The organism is Gammaproteobacteria bacterium (genome assembly GCA_028819075.1).
Classification (GTDB): domain Bacteria; phylum Gemmatimonadota; class Gemmatimonadetes; order Longimicrobiales; family Gaopeijiaceae; genus BD2-11.
On sequence record JAPPMM010000043.1, the window covers coordinates 84,034 to 108,856 of the forward strand.

The 24,823-nt window shown below is 69.8% G+C and carries 24 protein-coding genes; 5 read left to right on the forward strand and 19 right to left on the reverse strand.

Annotation, left to right across the window (positions count from 1 at the left end):
• Positions 1-34 precede the first annotated feature (34 nt).
• On the forward strand, positions 35-868 hold the full coding sequence (locus tag OXU32_10690; GenBank protein MDE0074413.1) for a carbon-nitrogen hydrolase family protein: 834 nt from the start codon (positions 35-37) through the stop codon (positions 866-868).
• 9 nt (positions 869-877) lie between these two features.
• Here OXU32_10690 and OXU32_10695 read toward each other — a convergent pair whose 3' ends face one another.
• From OXU32_10695 to OXU32_10760, 14 genes are all read right to left on the reverse strand, one after another.
• Complete coding sequence (locus tag OXU32_10695; protein ID MDE0074414.1) at positions 878-2,485, reverse strand: aldehyde dehydrogenase family protein; 1,608 nt, start codon at positions 2,483-2,485, stop codon at positions 878-880.
• A 1-nt stretch (position 2,486) separates the two neighbouring features.
• Positions 2,487-3,302 carry a creatininase family protein gene (locus OXU32_10700; protein ID MDE0074415.1) on the reverse strand — a complete coding sequence of 272 codons (816 nt, stop codon included), beginning with the start codon at positions 3,300-3,302 and terminating at the stop codon, positions 2,487-2,489.
• Positions 3,303-3,334: 32 nt separating this feature from the next.
• Positions 3,335-4,321 carry a quinone oxidoreductase gene (locus OXU32_10705; GenBank protein MDE0074416.1) on the reverse strand — a complete coding sequence of 329 codons (987 nt, stop codon included), beginning with the start codon at positions 4,319-4,321 and terminating at the stop codon, positions 3,335-3,337.
• A 31-nt stretch (positions 4,322-4,352) separates the two neighbouring features.
• Complete coding sequence (locus OXU32_10710; GenBank protein MDE0074417.1) at positions 4,353-4,694, reverse strand: hypothetical protein; 342 nt, start codon at positions 4,692-4,694, stop codon at positions 4,353-4,355.
• A 160-nt stretch (positions 4,695-4,854) separates the two neighbouring features.
• A complete protein-coding gene (locus OXU32_10715) occupies positions 4,855-5,709 on the reverse strand; it encodes a carboxypeptidase-like regulatory domain-containing protein (protein MDE0074418.1) in 855 nt (284 codons plus the stop codon).
• A 17-nt stretch (positions 5,710-5,726) separates the two neighbouring features.
• Positions 5,727-6,719 carry a carboxypeptidase regulatory-like domain-containing protein gene (locus OXU32_10720; GenBank protein ID MDE0074419.1) on the reverse strand — a complete coding sequence of 331 codons (993 nt, stop codon included), beginning with the start codon at positions 6,717-6,719 and terminating at the stop codon, positions 5,727-5,729.
• Positions 6,716-7,462 carry a tetratricopeptide repeat protein gene (locus OXU32_10725; GenBank protein MDE0074420.1) on the reverse strand — a complete coding sequence of 249 codons (747 nt, stop codon included), beginning with the start codon at positions 7,460-7,462 and terminating at the stop codon, positions 6,716-6,718. The genes OXU32_10720 and OXU32_10725 overlap by 4 nt, the downstream gene beginning before the upstream one ends.
• Positions 7,463-7,470: 8 nt before the next feature.
• Positions 7,471-9,318 (reverse strand): BatD family protein, encoded by a 1,848-nt coding sequence (locus tag OXU32_10730; GenBank protein ID MDE0074421.1) that lies wholly within the window; start codon positions 9,316-9,318, stop codon positions 7,471-7,473.
• 35 nt (positions 9,319-9,353) lie between these two features.
• Positions 9,354-10,070, reverse strand: a complete 717-nt coding sequence (locus tag OXU32_10735; GenBank protein ID MDE0074422.1) for a tetratricopeptide repeat protein — start codon at positions 10,068-10,070, stop codon at positions 9,354-9,356.
• A complete protein-coding gene (locus OXU32_10740) occupies positions 10,067-11,113 on the reverse strand; it encodes a VWA domain-containing protein (GenBank protein MDE0074423.1) in 1,047 nt (348 codons plus the stop codon). The genes OXU32_10735 and OXU32_10740 overlap by 4 nt, the downstream gene beginning before the upstream one ends.
• Positions 11,114-11,119: 6 nt before the next feature.
• Complete coding sequence (locus OXU32_10745; protein MDE0074424.1) at positions 11,120-12,112, reverse strand: VWA domain-containing protein; 993 nt, start codon at positions 12,110-12,112, stop codon at positions 11,120-11,122.
• Entirely contained in the window at positions 12,109-13,140 is a 1,032-nt protein-coding gene (locus OXU32_10750) for a BatD family protein (GenBank protein ID MDE0074425.1), read from the reverse strand. The genes OXU32_10745 and OXU32_10750 overlap by 4 nt, the downstream gene beginning before the upstream one ends.
• 38 nt (positions 13,141-13,178) lie before the next feature.
• Positions 13,179-14,054 (reverse strand): DUF58 domain-containing protein, encoded by an 876-nt coding sequence (locus tag OXU32_10755; protein MDE0074426.1) that lies wholly within the window; start codon positions 14,052-14,054, stop codon positions 13,179-13,181.
• Positions 14,055-14,058: 4 nt separating this feature from the next.
• A complete protein-coding gene (locus OXU32_10760; GenBank protein ID MDE0074427.1) occupies positions 14,059-15,060 on the reverse strand; it encodes an AAA family ATPase in 1,002 nt (333 codons plus the stop codon).
• A gap of 106 nt (positions 15,061-15,166) precedes the next feature.
• Between OXU32_10760 and OXU32_10765 the strand changes: the two genes are divergently transcribed.
• The 4 genes from OXU32_10765 (at position 15,167) to OXU32_10780 (ending at position 16,977) form a co-directional block, all read left to right on the forward strand.
• Complete coding sequence (locus OXU32_10765; GenBank protein MDE0074428.1) at positions 15,167-15,508, forward strand: XdhC family protein; 342 nt, start codon at positions 15,167-15,169, stop codon at positions 15,506-15,508.
• A 3-nt stretch (positions 15,509-15,511) separates the two neighbouring features.
• Complete coding sequence (locus tag OXU32_10770; GenBank protein ID MDE0074429.1) at positions 15,512-16,231, forward strand: XdhC family protein; 720 nt, start codon at positions 15,512-15,514, stop codon at positions 16,229-16,231.
• A 117-nt stretch (positions 16,232-16,348) separates the two neighbouring features.
• Positions 16,349-16,594 carry a type II toxin-antitoxin system prevent-host-death family antitoxin gene (locus tag OXU32_10775; GenBank protein MDE0074430.1) on the forward strand — a complete coding sequence of 82 codons (246 nt, stop codon included), beginning with the start codon at positions 16,349-16,351 and terminating at the stop codon, positions 16,592-16,594.
• Positions 16,591-16,977: a type II toxin-antitoxin system VapC family toxin gene (locus OXU32_10780; GenBank protein ID MDE0074431.1), complete on the forward strand. Its 387-nt coding sequence runs from the start codon at positions 16,591-16,593 to the stop codon at positions 16,975-16,977. The genes OXU32_10775 and OXU32_10780 overlap by 4 nt, the downstream gene beginning before the upstream one ends.
• On the opposite strand, the gene OXU32_10785 is transcribed toward OXU32_10780, so the two are convergent.
• Genes OXU32_10785 through OXU32_10805 form a run of 5 tightly spaced genes read right to left on the reverse strand, consistent with a single transcriptional unit; the run spans position 16,978 to position 24,815 of the window.
• On the reverse strand, positions 16,978-18,213 hold the full coding sequence (locus tag OXU32_10785) for a hypothetical protein (protein ID MDE0074432.1): 1,236 nt from the start codon (positions 18,211-18,213) through the stop codon (positions 16,978-16,980).
• Between the two features lie 58 nt (positions 18,214-18,271).
• Complete coding sequence (locus tag OXU32_10790; GenBank protein ID MDE0074433.1) at positions 18,272-19,477, reverse strand: hypothetical protein; 1,206 nt, start codon at positions 19,475-19,477, stop codon at positions 18,272-18,274.
• On the reverse strand, positions 19,474-20,685 hold the full coding sequence (locus OXU32_10795; protein ID MDE0074434.1) for a hypothetical protein: 1,212 nt from the start codon (positions 20,683-20,685) through the stop codon (positions 19,474-19,476). The genes OXU32_10790 and OXU32_10795 overlap by 4 nt, the downstream gene beginning before the upstream one ends.
• Entirely contained in the window at positions 20,682-23,576 is a 2,895-nt protein-coding gene (locus tag OXU32_10800) for a TonB-dependent receptor (GenBank protein ID MDE0074435.1), read from the reverse strand. The genes OXU32_10795 and OXU32_10800 overlap by 4 nt, the downstream gene beginning before the upstream one ends.
• A 42-nt stretch (positions 23,577-23,618) precedes the next feature.
• The gene (locus OXU32_10805) at positions 23,619-24,815 is read right to left on the reverse strand and encodes a VWA domain-containing protein (protein MDE0074436.1); all 1,197 of its coding nucleotides are present in this window, start codon (positions 24,813-24,815) and stop codon (positions 23,619-23,621) included.
• Positions 24,816-24,823: the final 8 nt, after the last annotated feature.

The following is a 24,823-nucleotide window of genomic DNA, read 5'->3' on the forward strand; positions in this document are numbered from 1 at the left end:
TCCTCTCCCCGCCAGCTGCCGGAAGCACCCCGCATTGAACACCGAATCCCTCACGGTCGCCCTCATCACCGACGTCTTTCCGACCCGGGCAGACGAAGAGCGGCTGCTCGATCATCTGCGGGAGGCGAAAGCGCGCGGCGCGAAGCTGGCGGTGCTGCCGGAGCTGCCGCTGAATCGCTGGGCGCCCCTGAGCCAGATTCCGTCTGAAGCCGACGCCGAGCCTCCGTACGGGCCCCGGGAGAGCGCGATGGCCGTGGCCGCGCGGGCGACCGGGCTGGCGGTGCTGGGCGGTGCGATCGTGCACAACCCGGCCACCGACCGCCGACACAACACTGCGGTGCTCTTCGGCGCCGACGGCGAAGAGCTGCTGCGTTACCGCAAGATCCACTTGCCCGACGAAGAGGGGTACTGGGAGGCGCATCACTACGATCCCGGCGGGGAGTTGCAGGCGCCGGCCGACGTGGGCGGATTCGGCATCGGGGTGCAGGTGTGCTCGGACGCCAACCGTCCTCAGGGGTGCAACGCGCTCGCCGCCATGGGCGCGGACGCCATCCTCCTGCCACGAGCCACGCCGGCGGAAACCTACCCGCGCTGGCGGCTGGTGCTGCGTGCCAACGCGGTCACCAGCTGCGCCTACGTGATTTCGGTGAACCGGCCCGGCACCCGGTCGCAGGGAGTCATCGGAGGGCCGTCGATGGTCGCGGGCCCGTCAGGCGAAGTGCTGCTCGAGACGCGTGATCCGGTAGCGACGATCACGCTGGAGAAGTCGGTCCTCGCGCGAGCCCGCAAGGAGTATCCCGGCTACCTGGATGTGCGCGCGGACGTCTACGCGCGCGCTTGGCAAGTTGCCCGGAAAGGCAGGGACTGAGGTCCCGTCCTACCCGAACCGCACCCCCTGCGCGAGCGGCAGCTCGGGGCTCCAGTTGACCGTGTTGGTCTGGCGCCGCATGTAGGCCTTCCACGAATCGGAGCCTGACTCGCGGCCGCCTCCGGTCTCCTTCTCGCCCCCGAACGCGCCCCCGATCTCCGCGCCGCTGGTGCCGATGTTGACGTTGGCGATGCCGCAGTCGCTGCCGCGGTGGGAGAGGAAGAGCTCCGCCTCGCGCATGTGTTCGGTGAAGATCGCGGACGAGAGGCCCTGAGGCACGTCGTTGTGCTGGGCGATGGCCTCAGCCACCTCCTCCACTGCCTGCGCCGGAGACGCATCCGCGCTCCCGTACCCCAGGATGTAGAGGATGGGCGCGAAGGTCTCCTCCTGCACGATGTCGAACTCGTTGCGCGCGCGGGCGATGCAGGGCGTGACGTAGTGGCCGCCGGGGCAGTCCGGGCCGTCCAGGCGCTCGCCTCCGCAGAGGATCTCGCCCCCCTCCTCAGTGACCCGGCGCGCCGCGCTCTCCAGGTCGACGACCGCTTGGTGATTCACCACGGGACCCATCAGCGTCGACGCGGCGCGCGGGTCGCCGATGCGCACGTCGCCGTAGGCAGACACCAGCCGCCGCTCCAGCTCCTCGCGGATGGACTCGTGCGCGATGATGCGGCGCGTGCTGGTGCAGCGCTGCCCGGCCGTGCCCACCGATCCGAACAGGATCGCGGGCAGCACCAGATCCATGTTGGCGTGCGGGGTGACGATGATGGCGTTGTTGCCGCCCAGCTCGAGGATGGTGCGGCCCAGCCGCTTGCCCACCACCTGAGCCACCCGGTAGCCCATCCGGCAGCTGCCGGTGGCGGATACCAGCGGGATGCGCCGGTCGTGCAGGAGCCGGTCGCCCACCGTGGATCCCCGCCCCACCACCAGCGAGAAGATCGCCGGATCGTAGCCGTTCTCGCGCGCAACCTCCCCCGCGATACGGGTGCATGCGATCGCCGTGAGCGGGGTCTGGCTGGAAGGCTTCCACAGGGTGGCGTCCCCGCACACCGCCGCGATGGCGGCGTTCCAGCTCCACACCGCGACCGGGAAGTTGAACGCCGAGATCACCCCGACCACGCCCAGCGGGTGCCACTGCTCGAACATGCGGTGGTCCGGGCGCTCGGAGTGCATGGAGAGCCCGTAGAGCTGGCGCGAGAGACCGGTCGCGAAGTCGCAGATGTCGATCATCTCCTGCACTTCGCCCTCGCCCTCGGTGAGGATCTTCCCCATCTCGAGCGTGACCAGCGCGCCCAGCTCCGACTTGTGCCGGCGCAGCCGGTCGCCGATCTGGCGCACCACCTCGCCGCGCTTGGGAGCGGGCACCGTCCGCCACTGCAGGAACGCCTCGTGCGCCCGCTCGACGATGCGGTCGTACTCACCCTCGGTGACTTGGCGCACGGTCGCAATACGCGTGCCGTCGACGGGGGTATGGACCTCGAGTTCGGGCCCGGAGCCCATCCACTCGCCCGCGAAACCGCCCGGATTCACATCTTCGAGTCCCAGCGCCGCCAGCAAACGTGCGCTGCGGGAGGAGGTGGCAGCCGAAGGCGCCGGAGTGGTCATGGTCGAAGGGTTCATTCTACCGTCCCTGCGTCAGCTCGCGGATCTGCCGCACCGCCGCCTCCACCTTGAGCTGGACGCCCATCCTGCCGTATTCGACGGAAGCCTTGGTGGGGTCGCCGGAGACGCCGCTGCCCTCGAACCCGCCTCCGGGGGCGAGTTCGCCCTGGCGGATGTGCTCGGGCGCGATGTAGAGAAGCTGGGACGTGTCGCTGATGCCGGCGTGCCCGCCGATGGTCGCCGCGTCGTAGCCGTGCTCCTCCATGAGCCAGTCGCGGAACCCGTTGCCGGAGTAGTAGTCGCCCACGAAGTGGACCCGGCCCTGCCTCCCCGCGGCCGCCCATTCCTCGTTCAGCATCTCCGACACGGTGCGCATGCCGTTCTGGTTTCCGCCGCTGTCGCCGATGAAGACGATGTCGGTGAAGCCGTGCACCTCGAGGCTGCGGGCCGCGTATTCGAGCAGCTTCATAAAGTGCTCGTTGGGAAGCGTGATCGCCCCCGCGTAGCGCATGTGTCCGGTGGGTCCGTCGGGCCCGTCGATGGCGCCTTCGGGAACATAGGCGATGACCGGCGCCACCAGCGCGTTGCCCAGTTCGCGCGCGATCATGTCGGACGCGTGGTTGATGATGAACTTGTGTTTGCCGAGCACCATGTGGGGTCCGTTCTGCTCGGTCCCCGCGGTGGGCACGATGATGGTGGTGACCCCCTCGCCGATGGCGGCCCGGACTTCGGTCCAGGTGAGTTCGTCGAGGAAGACGGTGTTGGGCCGCTGTGCGGCGGCGGCGCTCGCGGTCACGAACACGGCGAGGGCAGCGGAAGTCAGCGTGCGGATCATGGGGTCCTCCGGAATGCGCGTAGGTGATGTCGTCACGGCACTAGAATGGTGCATCCCTGCGTCTGCCGCGACTCCAGCGCGCGATGAGCCTCGGCGGCTGCGGAAAGCGGGAAGCGCTGGCCTATGGTGAGCCCGATGCGGCCCGCCTGAATGTGCCCCAGCAGTTCGCCTGAAGCTTCTTCCAGGTCCTCGCGCCGCTCGATGTAGGGCTTGAGCGAGGGACGGGCCACGGTGATCCCCCTGGCGCTCAGGCGCAGCAGGTTCAGGGGAGAGACCGGGCCGGAGGCGTTGCCGAAGGTGATCATCATGCCGAAGAGGGCAAGGCACTCCATGGAGCCGTCGAAAGTGGCCTTGCCGACCCCGTCGAAGACTACCGGGACACCCTCGCCGCCGGTAATCTCGCGCACCCGCTCGACGAAGTCTTCCTCCTTGTAGAGGATGACGTGATCGCATCCGTGGTCGCGGGCGAGGCGGCCCTTTTCCGCACTGCCCGCGGTGCCGATGACGGTGGCGCCCAGCGCCTTGCACCACTGGCAGAGGATGGTGCCCACACCGCCCCCGACCGCATGGATCAGCACGGTCTCGCCCGCGCGCACCCGGTAGGTGCGGCGGCAGAGATACCACGACGTCATGCCCTTGAGCATGGCCGCGGCGGCGGCCTCGTACCCCACGCCGTCAGGGATGGCAACCAGTTGGGCGGCGGGCATCACCCGCCGCTCGCAGTAGCCGCCCAGCACGCTCCCGTAGGCGACCCGGTCGCCGGGCTGGAAGGTCGGCCCGTCCGTCGCCGGCGGACCCGCCGTCTCCACCACCCCGGCCGCCTCCATCCCGAGCACGGCCGGCAGCGACGGCACCGGGTAGAGTCCGCTCCTGTGGTAGGTGTCGATGAAGTTCAGCCCGACCGCCTCGTGGCGGACGAGCACCTCGCCCGGGCCGGGTTCCGGCAGGGGCACTTGTTCCCACCGCATCATCTCCGGGCCCCCGAGCTCGTGGATGCGGATGGCCATGGTGGTGGTCATATCGGTCTTGTGGAAGGTTGGAATGGATGTCTCACGGCGATTCCGCGATCCTTGCCAGCCCGGCCCGCGCCGCACGCACAAGGGCTTTCAGCGTATCCCGCGGCGACTCGCCCATCTCCAGCTCCAGAACGCGCTCATAGAGCCGGGTGGCGAGTTCGATGTCGCCTCGCCCCTCGGCCAGCCCCGCCCTGCGCACCATCTCCGAGGGCGGATCCTCCGGCCGCTCGGCGTTGGGGTCGCGCACCAGGTTCGTCACCAGCGGCAGCGAGAGCACGATCAGCCCGATGGCGAGCAGCACGCGACCGAGTTTGCGGTTGCGCTGGCGAACGTCGGCCCGTCGCTGCTGCTGGGACCGGGGAGGCTGGGCGGGCATCGATGTGGTAGCTGCGGTCGAGGAAGAGCGGAGGGAAACGGCTCCAATCGCATGCAGCGAGTGCCGTCAGCGGGTCTCCGCGGGGGGATCGTTTGCGCGCAAACGTTGGCGCTTGCCGCCCCTGGGATCAAGAGCGGGCGTCAGGAGACCGGCTGCCGCCTCAGGGCCAGAGGTTGATGGGAATCAGCGCCATGGGTCTCTCGGCCATGCGCTGCATGAAGTTGTAGGTGTAGGCGCGGACCTCGGCACCCGACGAGTAGACCTCCAACGTGTAGATCTGAGCCGTCGGATAGGTGTCGAGCTCGTCGAGCCCTCCAAAGGCGGGGATCTCGTCGATGAACACCCTCGGGCTGATCACCCTGCCACGCCGGATGATGCACCGGCTCGAAATGTTGGGGGACATCTGCGCCCCGACTCCAAAGACGCCCGCGCCCGCCGGACACGGGACGGGATAGTAGCGGGTCTCGCGCTCCAGGAACTCGAGGGCGGTGGACGACGCGCTGCGCAGCAATCGCTCCTGGTCGAAAGCGCGGGTCTGATACGCCGCGGACCGCCGCCGCGAGCGAAGGCGCCGCTCCATGGTGGTGATATTCTCCACCACCGCCGTGACGCCGTCGAGCAGGACGGGCTGGGGTATCAACTCGATCTCGATGAAGGCACCTGCCTCGGGCACCTCGATCCTCGCCCCCGCCTCCTCGTACCCGAACTGGATCGCGGCGACGACCTGGAAGCCCACGCCGACATCCTCGAAACGGAAGGTGCCGAGCGAGTCGGCGAGCACGCCGTAGCTCTCGTGCTCCAGGTAGACCGCGGCTCCCGGCACGGCGGTGCCCGTAAGCGCATCGTAGACCACGCCGTGCAGCGGCGCGCGCACGGGCACGGACTCCGGCTCCTGCGCATCGATTGCGGCGGGCAGGAAGAGGCAGGCCATCGCCAGGAGGAGGCAATGGGTCGGTCTGGTCGCGACGCCTGCGCACGTTCGGTGCCGTCGTCCCTCCGGTATGCTTCGGTGCATCTCGTCCAGCCCTCCCGTCACGGCCACGGGCCGAGGGCGATCAGCGCCTCGGGATTTGCAGCCATGCGCTGCATGAAGTTGTAGGTATAGGCCCGGATCTCGGCGCCCTGGGAATAGACCTCCAGCGCGTAGATCTGCGTCGTCGGATAGTTCCTGAGCGCGTCCAGACCGCGGGCGGCCGGCATTTCGTCGATGTACACTCTCGGGCTGACCACTTGGCCCCGTCGCCAGATGCAATGACTCGACAGCGCGCCGGGCGCCTGGGAGGGAAGGTTCCATCCCCCGAGACCTCGGGCCGGCTGCCATCCCGGCAGCGTCACGCCGCCCATGATCGGACAGGGACGCCGCTCCAGGCCGGTCTCCCGCCACAGGAACTCGAAGACATCGGGCTCCGGGCTGCGCAGCAGCCGTTCCTGGTCGTACGCCCGGGCCTGGTACGGAAGGGACTGCCGGCGCGTCCGAAGCCGTCTCACCATGGTGTCGATGTTGTCGGCCACCGCTGTGACGCCGTCGAGCAGGATCGGCCTGGGCTTGAGGTCGATCTCGATAACGGCCCCGGCTTCCGGCACCTCGACATCTGCCGCGATCTCCCAGTACCCGAACTGGGTTGCGACGACGGTCCGCGGGCCGGCGGGGACGCCCTCGATGCGGAACGCGCCATGCGCGTCGGTGAGCGCGCCGTAGTTCTCGTCCTCCAAGTACACCGCGGCTCCCGCGACCGGGGTTCCCATGACTTCGTCCAGGACAACACCCCGGAGGGTGACCAGTACCGGGGCCGGATCTTCCTCTTGCGCATGCAATCCCGATGCCGACAAGAGGCCGAGCGTCGCCAGCAGAATGGGGCGCGCAAAGGCGTCCCGCAGGCCCCCCGGCCAGCGATTCCGCCTTCGTCGGCAACGGTTTGGATCCATCTCGTCCTGCAACTCCATCGCGCGGGCCGCGCGTTCCGGGTGTCCGTTGGTTACGACGCGTCCACCATCTTCGTTCCCGCCACCCACTGATTCTCTCACACCTCTTCCAGCACCTCCGCGCGCACCCAGCCCACCTTGCCGTCGTCGAGCACCACCTCCAGCCACTCCTCGGAGCTGCGGTCCACGCGCACCCGGGTGCCTTCGTGGATGACGAAGAGCTGCAGGGCGGGATCGTCGGAGGGGGCGCTCTGCACGCCCACCTCGGCGGCGAGCACGACGCCATGGCGGGCCTGCCCCAACCCGGTTTCGCGGACGGCCAGGGTGGCGCCCAGCAGCAGAACCAGGATGCCCCCCGCGACCGCGGTGCGCCGCGGCCACGATGCCGCTCCCGGCCGCAGCACCAGCACCAGCACGGCCCCGGCCGCCATGAGGTAGCCCGCCGCCGTCAGTCCGATGAGGAGTGAGCGCGGGAACAGGTTCATCCACCACGACCCGACCCGGAAGAGCCAGAAGCGCGGCAGCGGCACGATCTCGTCCACGCCCAGCGAGCGGGCCAGCTCCAGGTTGGCGAGGATGTCGGCGTCGCTGGGGGCGAGGCGGCGGGCCCGCTCGTAGTAGAGGATGGCCCGGCCCAGCTCGTTCGCCTTGAAGTAGGCGTTGCCGATGTTGTAGTAGAGGCCCGGGCTCTCGAATCCTGCCTCGCGGATGCGCAGGTAGTTGTCGAGCGCGCCCTGGTAGTCTTCCTGCTGGTAGAGGCGGTTGCCCTCCTCGAAGAGTTCGTCCTGGGCGTGGAGCGGGGCGGGGGGGAGCGCCAGCGCCAGGAGGGCTGCCGTTAGAATCATCCGCGCGCTCATCGGGCGAGGTGCTCCGCCATGGCCGCCATCGCCGCCTCCACCCGACCGAGGAAGCGCGCGCGCTCCTCCGCCGACGCGGTCGGCGGGGCGAAGCGCTGCCGGTCGCACTCCTCCAGGCACTCCAGGTAGGGCTCGGCCGCCTCGGTGTCGACGCCCGGGACGGCCAGGCGGTCGCGCACCTCGTCCCGGATCATGCCGGCGGCGGCAATGTTGAGCTTGTCGGCCAGGAAGCCCTCGAGCGCGTGTCCGGCTTCGGCGTAGAAGGCGCGCACGTCCTCCCCGTCCACCAGCTTGCGCGCTTCCGCGAGGCGCTTCCGCGCCACCTTCGCCGCGCGCCGCGAGCGGGCGTACGCGACATCGCCGTGCAACCTGTCGCGGTGCCGGCGCAACCCCGCCGCCCCGCCCAACGCCGCCAGCGGCACGAGCAGGGTGATCCAGAAGAGCGGGTGCGCGAACAGCGTCCGGTTCGCCAGCACCAGGGCCGGGCTGCCGAGTTGGATGAAGCGGATGTCGGTGCGCAGTTCCTCCACCCCCGCCCGCACCCTGCCCGTCCCCAGTGGCCCGTCCGCCGCCACCCCGGTGACCTCGACCGCGAGCGCCCCGCTGGCTGCCACCTCGTAGGTCTCCCGCCCGGGATCGAAGTAGGCCAGCTCGACGGGCGGGATCGCCCCCACTCCCGGCACCCGGGGCACCAGCACGTACTCGTAGGTGCGCGTCCCGCTCACCCCCGCGTCGGTGCGGTCGACGCGCTCGGTCACCTCGGGCGGGAAGGCCTCGAAGCCGGGCGGGACTTCCACCTCGGGCTCGGCCAGCATGCGCAGGTTGCCGCTCCCCGCAACCTCTACGGTCAGGGTGACCGCGTCGCTGACCTGTACGCTGTCGCGGTCGAGGGTCGCGGCAACTTCCAGGTCGCCTACGAAGCCGGTGAAGTTCTCCGGGCGCCCGCCGGGCAGCGGCAGCACCTCGATCTCCACCGGCCGCGAGGCCGCCGCCGTCGAGATGCTCGAGTTCAGCAAAGACCCGCGCCCGAAGAAGTCCTCGAACGGGTCGAAGGCCGAGCGGCGCCGCACCCGCACCTGCGCCTCGATGCCCAGCGGCTCGAGGGTGCGCGTGCCCGACCCGGTCGGGAAGAGCGCCACCTTGCGGATGGTCGCGGTGGTGTACTGCATCCCGTCGCGGACCGTCTGCCCGATCACCGGATTGCCCGCCGGCGGATACTCCTCCACCCAGAACCCCGTCGCGGGAGGCAGTTGGGTGATGCTGTACGAGCTCACGTTCACGCGCGTGAAGATGCGGTAGTCGACCACCACCGGCTGATTCTCGTACACCTGCCGCCGGCTCGGCACCGCCTCCACGAAGAGGTCCTCGGGCGCAATGCCGCGGTCTGCGGTGCCCGGTCCCGCCGAGGATCCCTGGGGGACGGGCGCGTCGGCAACGGTCAGGGTGAGGGGTTCGGTGGCGAAGGCGCTTCCCGCCGCGCGCACCTCGATGGGATCGATGGTGAAGGTACCCGTCCGGGTGGCCTGGAACCGGTACTGGATGGTGAGGCTGATGGTGGTGCGCCCGCCCGACATCTGCATCGAACTCGAGGAGCCGCTCCCCAGGTACACCGAGAAGGAGCTCAGGTCCGGCAGTTCGGGGTCCTGGTCCACACCCTGGGTTCCGGACACCTCCACGTTCAGCACGAACTGCTGTCCGACGCCGACCTGGTTGCTGCTCAGGTAGGCGCGCGCGGAGACTTCCTGGGCGGCCGCGTCTGTCGGGCCTGCGGCCAGCGCCAGGGCCAGCGGCAACAGCGCGGCAAGCCTGGTCGCGACCGCTCTGGTCGCCACGCGCGCAGACACCAAGTCCGCGACATCCTGCAGTACCCGCACTCCCCTCATCGCCAGTTCTTGCGCGGTCTCCGCCCGAGCGAGTCGGCCCGTGGCGGGCGGTCGACCTCGTCAGGGTCTTCCTGAATGGCCTGGAGCAGGCGCTCGGCTTCCTCGGGCGTCATCTGCCCGGGCGGCGGCTGGGCCGGCTGCTCCTGCTCCTGGTCGTCGTTCTCGGGCGGCGGCTGGTCCTGCTCCTGCTCATCCTGCTCCGGATCTCCCTCCGGGGGAGGCTGCTGCTGATCCTGATTCTCCTGATTCTGATCCTGCTGATTCTCCTGCTCCTCCATCTGCTCGAGCACACGCTCGAGATTGTGCTTGGCGTCGAGATCCCCGGGGTTGATGCGCAGCGCCTGCTTGTACGCCTCGAGGCTCGCGTCGAGCTGCTGCTGACGGAAGAGCGAGTTGCCCAGATTGTACCAGGCGCCCTCGGCCAGCGCCGTGTCTCCGCTCTGGATGGCGTCCCGGTACGCCTCGAGGGCGCGCTCGAATTCCTGATTCTGATAGAGGGCGTTGCCCTCGTTGAAGCGGATGAGCGGGGAACCCGGATTCTCGCGCAACGCCTCCAGGTACATCTCGTGCGCCTCGGCGTACCGCCCCTCCGCGTAGAGGCGGTTGGCCTCCTCGACCAACGAGCGCTGGGCGCTCAGCGCACCCGGCAGGAGAAACGCGCCAGCCATCAACAGCGTGCCGGTCGTCATCAGCAACGCCATCCGGTTTCTCATTCGGCACCTCCCGTCCACCGGGTGGCCTGCCTCCGGGCCTCGCCCCTTCTCCGAGCCGGCAGCAGCGGTTCGATCAGCAGCAGGAGGAGCGCCGCTCCCAGGAAAAGCTGGAACTGCTCCTCGAACTGCGCGATCTCACGGGCATCGATCTCGCGCGTCCCCACCGCGCTCATCTCGTCGATGAGGGCGTCGAGTTCGACGCTCTGCGGGGTGCTGAGGTAGAAGCCTCCCCCGGTCGCGTCGGCGACTCGCCGCAAGGTAGCCTCGTCCAGGCGCGTGGTCACGACGTTGCCGTCGGCGTCCCGCTGGAACCCCTGCCTGTTGCCCGCGTCGTCGAACTCGGGGATCGGGACCCCGTCGGGAGATCCGATGCCCACCGTGAAGACGCGCACGGCGGCATCGTTGGCGCGCCGGATGGCTTCGTCGACCTCACCCTCGTGGTCCTCCCCGTCGGTCACGATGAGGAGCACCCGGAACTCGCGCACCTCCTCGTCGAAGAGGTCGAGCCCGACGTTCATCGCCTCCCCGAGATTTGTCCCCTGCACCGGCACCAGGTCGACGTCCATGGCGTTCAGGAAGAGCTGGGTGGCGGCGTAGTCGGTGGTCAGCGGACTCTGCACGAAGGCCTGGCCGGCGAAGGCCACCAGCCCCACGCGGTCGCCCTCGAGCCGGTCCACCAGGCGCAGGATCTCCAGCTTGGCGCGCTGCAGCCGATTTGGCGCAATGTCCTCGGCGAGCATGGAACGGGACAGATCGAGCGCCACCACCACGTCCTTGCCTTCGCGCCGCACGGTCTCCAACCGGGTGCCGAACTGGGGGCGTGCCAGCGCGGTGAGCAGCAAGCCGACGCTCCCGAGGAAGAGCAGGGTGCGCAGCGTCCGGTTGCGCCGGTGCACCGACGCCGCCAGCCGGCGCACGAGCTCGCTGTCGCCGAATCGGTCCAGCGCCTGCCGGCGCGTGCGCGCGCCATGCCAGAGCAACAGCGCCAGCAGGGGCACCAGCAGCAGCCCGAAGAGCAGTTCCACGGATCCGAATCTGAACATTGGCTGCTACGGGAGCTTGCGCAGGAGCGTGTTCGCGAGACCGGCTTCCATCAGCAGAAGCAGGAGCCCGGCCGCGAGGGGGAAGTGGAAGAGTTCGGTATAGCGCGTGAAGTTCTGCACCTCGATTTCCGTGGTTTCCAGCTCGTCGATTTCCTGGTAGATGCTTGCCAGGCTCTCGGTGTCGGTGGCCCGGAAATACTGTCCGCCGGTGGTGCTCGCGACCTCGGCCAGGGTCTCCTCGTCCACGTCCACGCGCACGGTCGCGTAGCGCCGGCCCAGCAGCGGGTCGTCGACCGGCACGCGGGCGGTGCCGCGCGATCCGGCCCCGATGGTATACACCCGCACGCCCAGGGCCTGTGCCATCTGTGCGGCGGTGAGCGGGTCGATCTCGCCGCGGTTGTTGCGGCCGTCGGTGAGCAGCACCACGACCTTCGACTCGGCGACGCTCTCGTTCAGCCGCTTGATCGCGGTGGCGAGCCCCATCCCGACCGCGGTGCCGTCCTCTACCATGCCCACGTCCAGCTCGTCCATCAGCTCGCGCACGACGCCGTAGTCGAGGGTGAGCGGCACCTGGGTGAAGGCCTGACCCGCGAAGACCACCAGGCCGATTCGGTCATTCCGACGCCCGGAGACGAAGTCGGCCGCGACCTGCTTGGCCGCGTCGATGCGGTTGGGCTCGAGATCCTCCGCCAGCATGGAGCTCGAGATGTCCAGCACCAGCACGATGTCGATGCCCTCGGTGAGGACGTTCTCGCTGGTGACGCCGGCCCGGGGCCGGGCGAAGGCCGCCACCAGCGCAACGACCGCCAGCAGGCGCAGCACCGGCAGGACGTGACGCCAGCGTCCGCCCCGGCGGACATCCGCTCGCCGCACCGCCGCGAGGTCCGAGTAGACGAGCGAACCGCCCCTGCGCGTCCGGCGCGCGAAGTACCACCACGCGAGTGCGGGCACCGCGAGCAGCAGCCAGAGGAAAGCGGGATCCGCGAATTCGAAGTTCATCGTCCGTCCCCGCCGGCAAGCGGGACGACTTGCGGCTGCGCGGCAACAGCCCCGGCAGGTTCGCCGGTGCCCGGCAAGCCATCCGCCTCCGGTTCATCGCCCCCCTTCCCTTCCTCCTCCGGCTCGGGCTCCGGGGGCGGCAGGGTCGCGTCCACGAGCGCCCGCGCGTCCGGCACGATCAGGGCGCACGCGGTCGGGCTCGGGCGGTGTTTTGCGAACTTGACCAGGTCGCAGTGCGCCAGGAACGCCGTGAAACGATCGTGGATGTCCCAGCTCACGCCCGCGTTGTCCAGTTGCTCGAGCACCTCCCGGCTGGTCATCTCCAGCGCCCGGATGGCGTAGCGCCCTTCGAGGTAGCGCCGGATGATGTCCGACACCTCGATGTAGTACTCCTTGATGCGTCCCTGCCCCAGGAGCCCCGACGTCTCCAGCCAGTCCAGTTGTTCATACGCGAGTTCGTGCGCGGGACGCGGCGGATCCTCGGAGACGGGTCCCTCGTCGGTGGTGCGCTGCCGGGCGCGGCGCGCCAGCCACCAGCCGCCGGCGGCGGCCAGCGCGAGCGCGAGGACCCAGAGCCCGATCACCAGCATGCTGCGCGGGATGGACAGCGGACCACGGATGTCGCGGATGTCCTGCCCCTCGTCGAGGCCGACGCTCACCACCGCGATGCCGAACGGGTCGGTGACGAGTTCGGTCACGCCGGCGGGGGAGGTGACGCCCACCGTGAAGCTCGGGATCTCCAGCTCGCCCAGCTCGAAGGCGGCCAGGGTGAGTACGGCGGTGGTCGTGGCGCGCCCGTCGGCCACGGTGGTGGGGCTCACCACCGCTCCGAGCACCTCGAAGGGCGCCAGGTCGAGCGAGTCGGGCCACTGGACGGCCGCGTCGGGAGCGTGCTCGACGGCTACGGACAGGTGGAGGCGCCCGCCCACCGTGGTCGTGGTGGTGTCGACCGCGACGCGGAGGGAGGGGGGTGCGGGAAGTTCCTGGGCGACCGCGAGGCCGGGGGCGCCCGCAGCAAGGAGCGCCATCAACGCGGCGCGACAGGCTACCCTCGCCCATCCCCGCCTCATCGCCGCCGCTCCCGCTCCTTGAAGAAGCGCATCAGCGGGCGCACGTAGGGCCGGTCCACGCGCACGTCGATCAGGTCCACCTTGCCGTGGCGGAGCGTCCGCTCGAGCTCCTCCTCGACCGCGGCCCGGTCGCGCCCGAAGGCCTCCCGGAAGCTCCGGTCGGAGGTGTTCACCACGAACCGCTCACCTGTCTCGGCGTCCTCGAACTCCACCAGCCCGATGGGAGGCAGTTCCGTCTCGCGCCGGTCGCGCACCCGCACCGCGATGGTGTCGTGGCGCCGTCCCGCGATGTTGAGGGCGCGCCCGAACCCGCCCGCCAGGAAGTCCGACACCAGGAACACCACCGCCCGCCGCCGGGTCACGCGCGTGAGGTACTCGAGAGCCATGCGGATGTCGGTGCCGCTCCGGTCCGGCCGGTGGTACAGGAGCTCGCGCAGGACCCGCAGCACATGCCGGCGCCCCTTGCGCGGGGGCACGAACTTCTCGATCCGGTCGCTGAAGAGGATCAGCCCGACCTTGTCGTTGTTCTTGATCGCGCTGAAGGCCAGCAGAGCGCAGATCTCCACCGCCACATCGCCCTTCATGCGCATCCGCGTCCCGAAGTTGCCCGACGCGCTCACGTCCACCACCAGCATCACGGTGAGTTCGCGCTCCTCCTCGAACACCTTCACGAACGGGGTGCCGGTGCGCGCCGTCACATTCCAGTCGATGCTGCGAATGTCGTCCCCGTACTGATACTCGCGCACCTCCGCGAAATTCATCCCCCGTCCCTGGAAGACGGAGTGATACTCGCCGGAGAAGACCTCGTTCACGAGACCCCGCGTGGTGATCTCGATGCGCCGGACCTTGCGAAGGATTTCGCTCGCGATCATTCCGTCACGGCACCTCGATGTTGTCCAGAACGCGGGTCACCACGTCCTCCGGGGTGACCTCCTCGGCCTCCGCCTCGTAGGTGACCAGCACCCGGTGACGGAGCACGTCCATCCCCACCGAACGCACGTCCTCCGGGGTCACGTAGCCGCGCCGGCGCAGGAATGCGTGCGCCCGCGCCGTCTTCGCCAGGCAGATGCTCGCGCGGGGCGAACCCCCGTAGGCGATGAGTTGAACCAGGTCGTCCAGCCCGTACGCGGCCGGATCGCGGGTTGCGAACACCAGGTCGACGATGTAGCGCTCGATCTGGGGATCCATGTACACCATCTCCACCGCGTCGCGCGCCCGCAGGATCTCGTCCGGACTCACCACCGGGGTCACGCCGCGCGCCGGACCCGTCGCCATGCGCCGCATGATCGCGAGCTCTTCATCCTTGTCGGGATAGCCCACGGCCAGCTTCAGCATGAATCGGTCCACCTGGGCCTCGGGAAGAGGATAGGTGCCCTCCTGCTCGATGGGATTCTGGGTGGCGAGCACCAGGAAGGGATCTTCGAGCGCGAACGTGTTCTGGCCGATGGTGACGGTGTGCTCCTGCATCGCTTCGAGCAGCGCGGCCTGCACCTTGGCCGGAGAGCGGTTGATCTCGTCGGCGAGGATGACGTTGGCGAATATGGGGCCCTTGCGGGTCTTGAACTCCGATTCCTTGGGATCGAAGATCAGCGTCCCGATGAGGTCCGCGGGCAGCAGGTCGGGCGTGAACTGAATGCGCTGGAAGGAGGTTCGGATGGCTGCCGCCAGCGTGCGCACGGTCAGCGTCTTGGCGAGCCCGGGAACGCCCTCCAGCAGCACGTGCCCGTCGGAGAGCAGGCCGATCAGCAGGCGCTCCACCATGTAGCGCTGGCCGACGATCACGCGTCCGACTTCGTCCAGCAGGCGATCCACGAAGGCGCTCTCCTCCCGGATCTTGTCCTGGATGGCGGCGATGTCGTGTCTGGTTGAGGTGGTCATGTGTTTCTTGGGTCTTGTGGATGTGAAATCGAGGTAGCCCGAAAATATGATAGCACAGAGCAGGAAAACGTTGCGCGCGCGCGGGCGGTCGGGGCAACTTGGGGCCATGACACCATCGGCAGCAGGGCACACGAGCGCGGATCCGGTCCTCGAGCAGGCCGCCAACTGGCTTGGCGAGGGGCGCCGGGTTGCGCTGGCGACGGTCACGCGCACCTGGGGTTCGGCCCCGCGGCGCGCGGGCAGCCACATGGCGGTGGCCGAGGGCGGGGACTTCACGGGGTCCGTCTCCGGCGGATGCGTGGAATCGGCGGTCATCCATGCCGCCATGGAAGTCATGGAGTCGGGCGATCCGCAGCGGCTCAAGTTCGGCGTCACCAACGAGATGGCGTGGGAAGTCGGGCTCGCCTGCGGGGGAGAGGTGGAGATCTACGTCGAAGCGGTGCGCTGATCCGTGCGACCCGCCCTCCTCGACACTCTTCTCGAAGCGCAGCGGTCGGGGCGAAGCGTAGTCCTCGCGACCCGGCTGAGCGACGGCGCCCAGGAACTGGTGGAAATCGGGCCCGCCGGAGCGCGCGAACCGCGAACCATCGCGGGGGTTTCGGCCGATCAGGTCTACGCGGCCCTGCGCGCCGAGGAAGCCCAGGTGGCCGAGACCGCCGACGGCCCGGTCCTCCTCCGCCCCTACACGGTGCCCCGCAGGCTGCTGGTGGTGGGCGCCGTGCACATCGCCCAGGTGCTGGCGCGCACCTCCCCCGAGGTCGGCCTACCGGCCACCATCATCGACCCGCGCGAGGGGTTCGCCACCCGCGAACGCTTCCCCGGCGCGGAGCTCGTGCGGGCGTGGCCGGACCAGGCGCTCGAGCGGATCGGGCTGGATGCGCGCAGCGCGCTGGTCGTGCTCGCCCACGACCCGAAGATCGACGACCCGGCCCTCAGCGCGGCCCTCGAAAGCGACGCCTTCTACATCGGCGCGCTGGGAGGACGCCGCACCCGGCGGCAGCGGCGGGAGCGCCTCCTCGAGGCCGGCTTCGCCCCTGAAGCCGTCGCGCGCATCCACAGCCCCGTGGGGCTAGCAATCGGCGCGCGCACCCCCGCGGAAATCGCCTTCTCCATCCTGGCGCAGATCATCGACGTCATCCGCAATCCGGGGGCATCGCCGCTGGGGCGATAGAGGGCTTGGGGATGGCGAGGAGAACAGGACTTGCGAGATCCGCGAGTTCCTTGCGGCGCCGGGGCGATCGGACTTAGTTTAGTGACCTAAGTTCATCCCCTTCAGGGAGCCATCGTCATGCGCACCTACAACATGCATGAGGCCAAGACGCACCTCTCGCGCCTGGTGCGGGAGGCCGTCGAGGGAGAGCCGTTCATCATCGCCCGCGCGGGCAAGCCGCTGGTCAAGGTCACCGCGGTGGACGGCGAAGAGCGCGGGACCGCCCGGCGTCTGGGCTTCCTCGCCGGACACGTCTCCCTGCCACCCGATTTCGACCGCATGGGCAGGAAGAAGATCGAGGCATCGTTCGAGGGCAGATCATGACGTTTCTTCTCGACACCCATCTTCTGCTCTATGCCGCGGGCATGCCGGAACGGCTTCCGAGCGTCGCCCGCACGATTCTGGAGGATCCCGATGCGGAACTCGCGTTCAGCGCCGCATCCCTCTGGGAGGTCGCGATCAAGAACGGGCTGGGACGCGAGGACTACCGCGTCGAGCCGCGCCTGCTGCGACGGGGTCTGCTTGAGAACGGGTACACGGAGCTGTCCGTCTCCGGCTCCCACGCCGTGGCGGCGGACCTGCTGCCCCCGATCAACAGTGACCCCTTCGACCGGATGCTGGTGGCGCAGGCTCAGATCGAAGGGCTGACGCTGCTTACGCTGGATCCGGTCATCGGGCGCTATCCGGGACCGATTCGGCTGCTCTGATCAGCGCCCTTCCCGCAGTTCGGCCGGTATCCGGGCCAGGAACGGCTGCTGAACCCCGAGGCTGTCCTCGCGCACGCCCAGAATGGTATCGCCCCGGATGTCGAAGACATCGGCCGGGGCACCCAGATCCAGCACCCCCAGGTAGTCGCCCTCGAAGCTGAACACGTCCCACAGCGGTCCGCCGAAGCCCGACGGTCCCCGGTTGGCGTAGGTGATGCGCTGGTCCAGCCTCTCCACCGACCGGACGCGCTGGACAAGGATGAGTTCCGCGCCGATTTCGATGTCCGCCATCGCGGGCAGGCGTTCGGGCAGGCGAAACAGGGTGCGGAGGTCCGGAGGGGTTTCGCTCGGATCCATGTTCCGGGCGATGATGTCGAGGAGGATCTCATGCTGTTCCTCACTCAGCAGTTCCTCGTCGCGATCCCATGATATCCTGCGCACGGGTGTGCCCCCCCGGAAGAGGGTGACCCACGGCTCGGACATCCAGCCGGCTACGGCTTCGTCCGGCTCGCGCGTGGACCAGACGAGCATGTCCGCCCAGACCGGCCAGCGCTGGTCCACGGGGTTGAAGGGCGGGCGGACCGCGTACACCGCCAGCGTGTCGAGCAACGCCCCTGCGATGGACCTGTGCGCTAGGACGTGCCACGGGGCGGTTGCGGACCAGAGGTGCACCGCTAGCGTCGCGTCGCTCGCAGCTCTCCATTCCGGCATATACGACTGCAGGATATCCCACCGGTGCGATTCGACCAGGCCGCCGTCGCGGTCGAAGACGCTCACGGTTTGGTTGATGGCGTCGGGCACCAGGAGGCGTCCATCGCCGATGCCGACCATCGCGATCGTGGCGTCGCCGCTGATTTCGCCCGGTCCGGAGCCTCTCCGGCTGATGCGGCGCAGGAAGGAGCCGTCCGGTGAAAACTGCCGTATCTCGGCGGCGTCCCGGTCGAGGACGGCGACCGTCCCGTCGTCCAGCAGTTCGACCCCGGCCACTTCCGCGAAGAGCGTCTCGGGAGGCCCTTCCATGTCCCCAATGGTCAGGATGTACTCTGCCGGGTAGACTGCGCGGCCATAGTCGGCCAGCGGCCCGTGGCGCACGAGCTCCACGCCGGCGCTGTCCTGGACGATGGGGGTGGGGCCGACATCTTCCGGGCCGCATCCCGTCGCGAATCCGACGAACATCGAGGCGAGGGCGATGCATCCCCCGGCGGGTAGGCGCGCGTGCGATGGTGGAAGGTTCACGTATCGATCCATCGGTGCATGTCGAGGATGATTCCTCCCCGGCGAGCCGCGGCGAGGCTCAGAACCGGATCGGGGTCCGCCACACCAGGTTGAGCTGGTCGTCGGCAATGAAGAGGAAGCCGAGGTCGGAGGCAAGGCCCGCCGGAGCGGGCAGGGCGGTCTCGCCCGCTTCCAAGCCGGAGCCATTGTAGTCGGACGCGCCGTTGCCGGCGAACGTGCGGATGACTCCGGTGGCGGTATCAACGGCGCGCACCCGGCGATTTCCGCGGTCGGCGATGAAGAGCGTCGTCCCCCCGTCGACTGCCACCACGGCCTCGGGGAAGGCGAGCCTTGCGCGGTGGGCCGGTCCGCCGTCGCCCGAGAACCCCTGTGTCCCGGAGCCGGCGACCGGCTCGATGATGCCGGTGTCCAGGTCGACCACGCGGACGCGCTGGTCGGCCGCGTCGGCGATGTAGAGGCGCCCATCCGCAACCGCCAGCCCGCGAGGGGCGCGCAGACGCGCCTCGGTGGCGGGTCCGCCGTCACCCGAGCTGCCGGCTCGTCCGTTGCCCGCGGCGGGGACAAGGGTGCCGTCCAGGGCGATGCGCCACACGCGGTGTTCGGGCCAGTCGCTCACGAACACGTCACCGGTCCCGGATACGGCCACGCCGGTGGGTTCGCCGAAGCGGGCTTCGGCGGCCGGGAGGCCGCTTGCCGGAGGCTCGCCCCCCGGGTCGCCGGCCAGAACGGCGACCGCCCCATCGCCAGCCGCCCCCGGAGCCACCTGGAAGACCCTTCCGGCCCGGCCGTCCGCCACCAGCAGCGTGCCGTCCGGGGCGAGTGCGAGGGCTTCGGGACGGCGCATGCAGGCGGGACCCGAGCACCCGCTATGGTCCGCCACCACGGCGACATCGCCGTTAGCACGCACTGCCAGGATGCGGGCCGCCCGGCGGTCGGCGATGTAGAGCGTGCCGTCCGCCCCCAGCGCCAGCCCGCGCGGCGAGGATAGTTCGAAGTCGGTGGCGGGCACGCGTTCCGCGGGTTCGAGGTCGTCCGGCTTCCCGGCCACGACCCGCATGACGCCTGGCGCATCTCCGAGAATCACGACCGGGTCGCCGCAGCCTGCGAGCGCGATCGTCAGCATCAGCGCGAACCCGCCACCCGCCGCGGCTCCGCGTCCGGGCCTTACGAGCCTCCCGACATCCGCGCTCAGGCCGTCGATCACGATCCCCCGCCAACCGGCGTGCACCATCCTCCTTCCCCAGCCGGCCTTCACGATCCTCATTCCTCGAACGGGACGACCCAAAGATCGTGCTTTCCGCCGCTCAGCAACCGGACATACGCCAGCCGGCTTCCATCGGGCGAAACGGCAGGCTCTCGGCCTCGTTCGGTGTCCGGAATCGGAGTCGCCGCCGCCCCTTCCACAGGCACAGTCCACAGGCGTCCGTCCCGCCGGAAGACGAGGCGGCCCGAGTCAGGCGTCCACGCGGGCTCCTCTCCCCGGCCCAGTTCGCGGGTTTCCGATCCATCCGGCCGCACCAGCGCGATCCTCCGGTCCGCCACCTCATAGTCCACGCGCTCCTGCCGGCAGACCGGCCCCAGAAACCCGGAATGGGTGCAGCTCGCGGCAACCGAGTCGCCCTGTACCAGCCTTGTGAACGCGATCCACTCACCATTCGGCGACCAGGCCGGAGCCACGCCGCCATCGGTGCCGGGCACCGCTTCCGCGTGGGAAGAGGCAAGGTCCCAGAGCAGCACCCGAAGCCCGTCGCTGAACGCGACACGAGTCCCGCCCGGATCCCAACTGGGACGGAAGAGGGGCGGATTCTCCTCGTGGAACAGGCGTTGGAAGGGGTAGTAGCGGATGCGGAAGTAGCCGGGCAGGAACGGGTCGCCCCGCAGCGGCACGAACTCCCGCCCCTCGAGCGATACGGCGAGCGAGCGGCCAAGCGCCGGCGAGCCTCCTCCCTCCCGGTCCATGAGGTGAAGCCGGATCTCGGCCAGGCGAGCGGAGACCCGCGGAGCACCGGACGGATCGCAAACGACCACGGCCGCCGGACAGAGGTCTTCGTCGGCCACTGCCCGCATCTCCACGTAAGCCGCCCGGACTCCGTCGGGGGAGGGCGCCGGGCTGGCGAGCCAGTGGGCTGCACCGCCGGGAAACTGGAGCGCCGGGAGCAGCGGCTCAGCGGCCCCGCCGGTGGCGGCGATCTTCATCAGAACGCCCGGGCTCTGCGCGAATGGCGCGACGCCCTCGGCCGCGTAGGCCAGCGAGTCGGGCCCGAGCCAGACCGGCGCACGCTCGTCGAGCCCGGAGAAGGTGAGCTGGAGCGGCCCCGTCACTTCGATGGACGGACGGTCCAGGGAGACGAACGGCGAGGTGGCTTCCCGGCAGCCGAAAGCCCAGAGCGCCCCCAGTGCCATCCAGGCGCCTGGGCGCAGCATCGAAACCGAGCCCCGGCGCACCATCCAGGTCCAGCCCCGGCGCATCACCGGAACCCGACCTCGACGCCCAGCCTCAGCTGCAGCGGCTCGTTGAAGAACAGCGACGGATCCATACGGTCCAGAGCGGCCGCCAACCGCACCGTCCGGTATTCCACATCCGTGATGCGCCCGTTGCCGTCCAGATCCGCAAGCGCGCTGTAGCGCGGTGATTCCCGCGGGATGGCGCCGCCCGCCCCGCCCCGCGCCAAATCGAGGACCTGCGCCGCAGGGGGCGCAATCGTGCCCGTATCGCGGCGGAGCGCCAGCACGTTTGCGCGGTCGAGGAGGTTGCGGCCGTCGAACACGATGCGCCAGCGGCAGTCCGAACAACCCGGCAGGTCGCCGACTTCGAGGGTGGCGCGCAGGTCGAGCTGTACGATCCAGGGCAGGAGGCGGGCGGGATCGGTGCGCCCGGCGTCCGATTCGCGCTCCCCGGCGAGCAGCTGACGGTCCAGGGGGTACCCGCTCTTCGCCGCCGTGGCGAGGGCGACGCCCCAGCGCCGATCGGCTTCCCCTGCGGCGCGACCCGCGAAAACGGCCAGGTTCGCGGAGTGGCGCCGATCGAACGCCAGAGGGAACTCCTCGCGGGTCGCGTCGGGATCCTCCAACTCCGGGTCGAGCGCCGTCGAAACCACGCCCACCGTCTTCTTCAGCGCGTAGCCCAGACGGAGCCGCAGGAACGGCCACCGGGCCCGTACCGACATCTCCGCGCCCCGCACCGTCCCGAAATCTCCTCCCGTGAACTGGCCTTTCCCGAACCCGGCGAAACGCAGGCTGCCGGTCACGAGATTGTTCAGCTCCTTGCGAAATCCGACCAGGGCCACGCCCGCGCTCTCGCCGATCTGTCGCGTGAGCCCGAACTCGAGATTCGTCCCCTTCTCGAATGCCAGATCCGGATTCCCCTGCCGCCGGATGTCTGTTCTGAGCGAATCGCCAAGCGTGGTGTCGAGGAAGAAACGGAAGTCCGGAGGCTGCGCGACCTGGCTGTAGTTGAAGCGGAAGGCGAGCTGTCCGTCCGTGCCCGGCACGGGGCCCGAGACGCCTATGCGCGGCGTGACGCCCATCTTCCATCCCACGCGCGTCCCCGGGGCGAGAAAATCCACCCGGTCGTGACGATAGTCGAGACCGGCGCGGAAGGCATCGATTCGCGCGCCGAGCGTGACGGCGATTTCGTCCTCCGCCGCGAGTCGCGCATCCACGAAAGCGCTCACCGACCCCGGATAGAAGAGCGCGTAGTTGGGCGACGATCCGGCCAGAAAGCTCCTCGCCCGCTCGTAGGACTCGACGCGATAGAGCTTGGTCCCGCCTCCGGCGCTGAGGACGTGACCGGCGGACGACAGCAGCTCGGCGAAAAGGTCGGCGCCGACGAACCCGGTGCGCGTCCAGTTGGCGATGCCGGGGGTCCCCTCGGTGTGGAAGATGCCCTCGGCGGCGGGCCCGAAGGGAGATCCGACGGAGCCGCCGGGAGGAAGGTATCCGGGCACCGGAGCCGCGGACCTCAACTGATCCTGCACCGGACTGCGCACGAACTCCTCGCCCAGGAAGGCCAGCCGGGCCGGTCCGAACCCCGCGACGGTGCGCCGGCGTGCCCGGGAGTCCGGATCGACCACGCCCAGGTAGCGGTCCAGCCGCATGGCGGATCCCCGCAGCGTGACGTGGGCGCCCCCGCCCAGCCCCTGCCGCGACCAGTCCAGCGACGCGGTGGCGAGCGTGCCGTCCGCCCGCTGTCCGAGCTGGTATTCGGGGTTGTACTTGAACTCGGAGGTGTACAGCCCGGACTGCACCCGGTTGTGCAGGAGCGTGGTCGTCAGGGCCAGCCCGTCCGCGATCGGCCGGTCGACGCGCGCGAAGGCCAGAAGCTTGTCGCCCGCCTGGTGGGGGAAGGCGGCCGCAGTGTAGGGGCAGGTCAGCCCCGCAGTGGCCGGATTCCCCGTCACCCGCTCGATGAGCGCGTCCAGTTCGCCATCGCCGTCGCCGGGCCGGAGGCAGGTCAGGCCGCGGGCGCGCGGCTCCGCATCCAGCATGCCCTGGGCAAGCACGCTCGCGAACACCACCGAGCCCCGCCCGAGCACGGGCGCCGGTCCCCCTGCGGATGCCGTAAGCGCCGTGAAGCCCCGAAACGTTTGTTCCGGCGCCCAGTGGTCGGTGCGCACGGCCGCCGCTCCCCGCCATCGCTCCGCATCACCACGCCTTGTCGTGTAGTGCACCACCCCCGAAAGCGCCGATCCGAAGCGCGCCCCGAGCCCGCCGGTCACCACTTCGATCTCCTCGAGGGCGTCGGAGGGGTGCTCCAGCGCGGGACCCCGGGACGACGCTTCGAACTGGTTCTTGAACTCCAGACCGTCGACCACGTAGGCCTCCTGTCCGATGCGCCCCCCGCGGAAGTGGCCGTCGCTGACCCCCGGTGCCAGCTCGATGGCCTGCGAGACCTCGTCGATCGGCAGCTCGCGCAACTCCCGGGCCTGGATCAGCTCGTGGGTTGCGCTTACCTCGGGCTCCACCAGGCGGACGCGTTCCACTTCGACCCGGATTTCGTCGAGTTCCAGCGCCTCCGGCTCCAGCTCGACGAGAATGCGGGCAGGCTGACCGGGACGCACGCGAACGCCCTCGACCGTCGTGGTGGTGTAGCCGAGCACGGAGACCGTCACGGCCCGGTCCCCGAAAGGCACCGCCACCAGGATGAAGCGGCCGTCGGGCGCGGAGGAGGTCCGAAGCTCCGTCCCCTCGACGACCAGGAGGGCATCCTGGAGCACCACGCCGGTGGATGCATCGACGACGCGGCCCAGAATGCTGCCCGCGTTCTGCGCCGCCGCCCGCCCCGGCACGGCCAGGGCGCCGGCGAGGACCGACAGGACCAGCAGTCGCGCGATCCGGCGGCCCGGGAGGAAGCGCTGGTTCACGACACCGCGCCGCGACGCGTCGGGAGGCGGCCGCTCCACTCGTCAGGATGCCCGCGCCCGCGTGCCCGGCGCCGTCCGCCCCAACGCCCTCGCCAGCGCCTCCACGCTCGCGAGATTGTGCACGGGCCGGTGCTCGTCCACCTCCGGCAGGAGCGCCCGGATTCCCGCCGCCCGGGGCGCGAACTTCTCGTAGCGCAGCAGCGGGTTCAGCCAGATCAGCCGCCGGCACGACTTGCGCAGCCTCCGCGCCTCGAAGGCGATCCCGCTGGCGCCCTCGCGGTCGAGCCCGTCGGTCACGAGCAGCACCACTGCCCCCTCGGCCAACAGGCGCCGGGACCAGTGCAGGTTGAAGGCCCGCAGCGCCGCGCCGATGCGTGTGCCGCCGTACCAGTCGAGCACCGTCTGCCCCACGCGCTCCATCGCCCGGTCCACATCCTGGTCGCGCAGAAGGCGCGTGACGTTGGTGAGCCGGGTGCCGAACAGGAAGGTGTGGATGCGCTCGCCGGCGTTGGTCAGGGTGTGGAAGAAGTGCAGCAGGATGCGCGAATAGGTCTCCATCGACCCCGAGATGTCGCAGATGGCCACAAGCGTCGGGCGGCGCGTGGCGTGTGAGCGGCGCCGCAGAGACATGGGATATCCGCCCGTACGAAGGCTGGCCCGCAGGGTGCGGCGCGCGTCGATCCCCGGCCCATGAGGATCGGGGCGGAAGCGGCGTGTCAGGATCGGCCGCAGATCCAGCTTCAGGTGGCGGAGCGCCTCCCTGGCCTGCCGGACCTCCTCCGCGGTCATCTGCTCGAAATCCTTGGTGCGCAGCACCTCCGAGGGTGAGAAGGCCATGCGCATGGATATCTCCTCGCCTTCCCGCGCCTGCGTCGACTCGGTGTACCCCGGGGCCGTTCCCGCCGAGAGTCGGGCCGGAGCCCGCTCGCCCGGCTCGCCCTCACCCATGCGCGACGTCGAGAGCAGCGCCTGCAGGGCCTCATCCCGCCCCAGCGGATCACGCCAGAAGAGGCGGAACGCGCTGTCGAAGATGGCGCGCTGTTCGGGAGCCGATACCAGAGTACCGTGCAGCGCCCAGTAGAACTGGCTCCGTTGGGTGGTGTCGACGACTCCCAGTGCACGCGCCGCGGAGAGCGTGTGACCCGGACCCACCGGCATGCCGGCCGCGCGCAGCATGCGCACGAAATGGGCGACGTTTTCGGCGAGCTTGCCGGGCGGGCTGATGGGCTTGGGGGCCATGCCGCGCG

What these genes read in the sequence shown, in the direction of transcription:
- OXU32_10695 (MDE0074414.1), bottom strand. Translation starts at nt 2,485, where the DNA reads ATGAACCCTTCGACCATGACCACTCCGGCGCCTTCGGCTGCCACCTCC.
- OXU32_10700 (MDE0074415.1), bottom strand. Translation starts at nt 3,302, where the DNA reads ATGATCCGCACGCTGACTTCCGCTGCCCTCGCCGTGTTCGTGACCGCG.
- OXU32_10705 (MDE0074416.1), bottom strand. Translation starts at nt 4,321, where the DNA reads ATGACCACCACCATGGCCATCCGCATCCACGAGCTCGGGGGCCCGGAG.
- OXU32_10710 (MDE0074417.1), bottom strand. Translation starts at nt 4,694, where the DNA reads ATGCCCGCCCAGCCTCCCCGGTCCCAGCAGCAGCGACGGGCCGACGTT.
- OXU32_10715 (MDE0074418.1), bottom strand. Translation starts at nt 5,709, where the DNA reads ATGCACCGAAGCATACCGGAGGGACGACGGCACCGAACGTGCGCAGGC.
- OXU32_10725 (MDE0074420.1), bottom strand. Translation starts at nt 7,462, where the DNA reads ATGATTCTAACGGCAGCCCTCCTGGCGCTGGCGCTCCCCCCCGCCCCG.
- OXU32_10735 (MDE0074422.1), bottom strand. Translation starts at nt 10,070, where the DNA reads ATGAGAAACCGGATGGCGTTGCTGATGACGACCGGCACGCTGTTGATG.
- OXU32_10740 (MDE0074423.1), bottom strand. Translation starts at nt 11,113, where the DNA reads ATGTTCAGATTCGGATCCGTGGAACTGCTCTTCGGGCTGCTGCTGGTG.
- OXU32_10745 (MDE0074424.1), bottom strand. Translation starts at nt 12,112, where the DNA reads ATGAACTTCGAATTCGCGGATCCCGCTTTCCTCTGGCTGCTGCTCGCG.
- OXU32_10750 (MDE0074425.1), bottom strand. Translation starts at nt 13,140, where the DNA reads ATGGCGCTCCTTGCTGCGGGCGCCCCCGGCCTCGCGGTCGCCCAGGAA.
- OXU32_10755 (MDE0074426.1), bottom strand. Translation starts at nt 14,054, where the DNA reads ATGATCGCGAGCGAAATCCTTCGCAAGGTCCGGCGCATCGAGATCACC.
- OXU32_10760 (MDE0074427.1), bottom strand. Translation starts at nt 15,060, where the DNA reads ATGACCACCTCAACCAGACACGACATCGCCGCCATCCAGGACAAGATC.
- OXU32_10765 (MDE0074428.1), top strand. Translation starts at nt 15,167, where the DNA reads ATGACACCATCGGCAGCAGGGCACACGAGCGCGGATCCGGTCCTCGAG.
- OXU32_10775 (MDE0074430.1), top strand. Translation starts at nt 16,349, where the DNA reads ATGCGCACCTACAACATGCATGAGGCCAAGACGCACCTCTCGCGCCTG.
- OXU32_10780 (MDE0074431.1), top strand. Translation starts at nt 16,591, where the DNA reads ATGACGTTTCTTCTCGACACCCATCTTCTGCTCTATGCCGCGGGCATG.
- OXU32_10790 (MDE0074433.1), bottom strand. Translation starts at nt 19,477, where the DNA reads ATGAGGATCGTGAAGGCCGGCTGGGGAAGGAGGATGGTGCACGCCGGT.
- OXU32_10805 (MDE0074436.1), bottom strand. Translation starts at nt 24,815, where the DNA reads ATGGCCCCCAAGCCCATCAGCCCGCCCGGCAAGCTCGCCGAAAACGTC.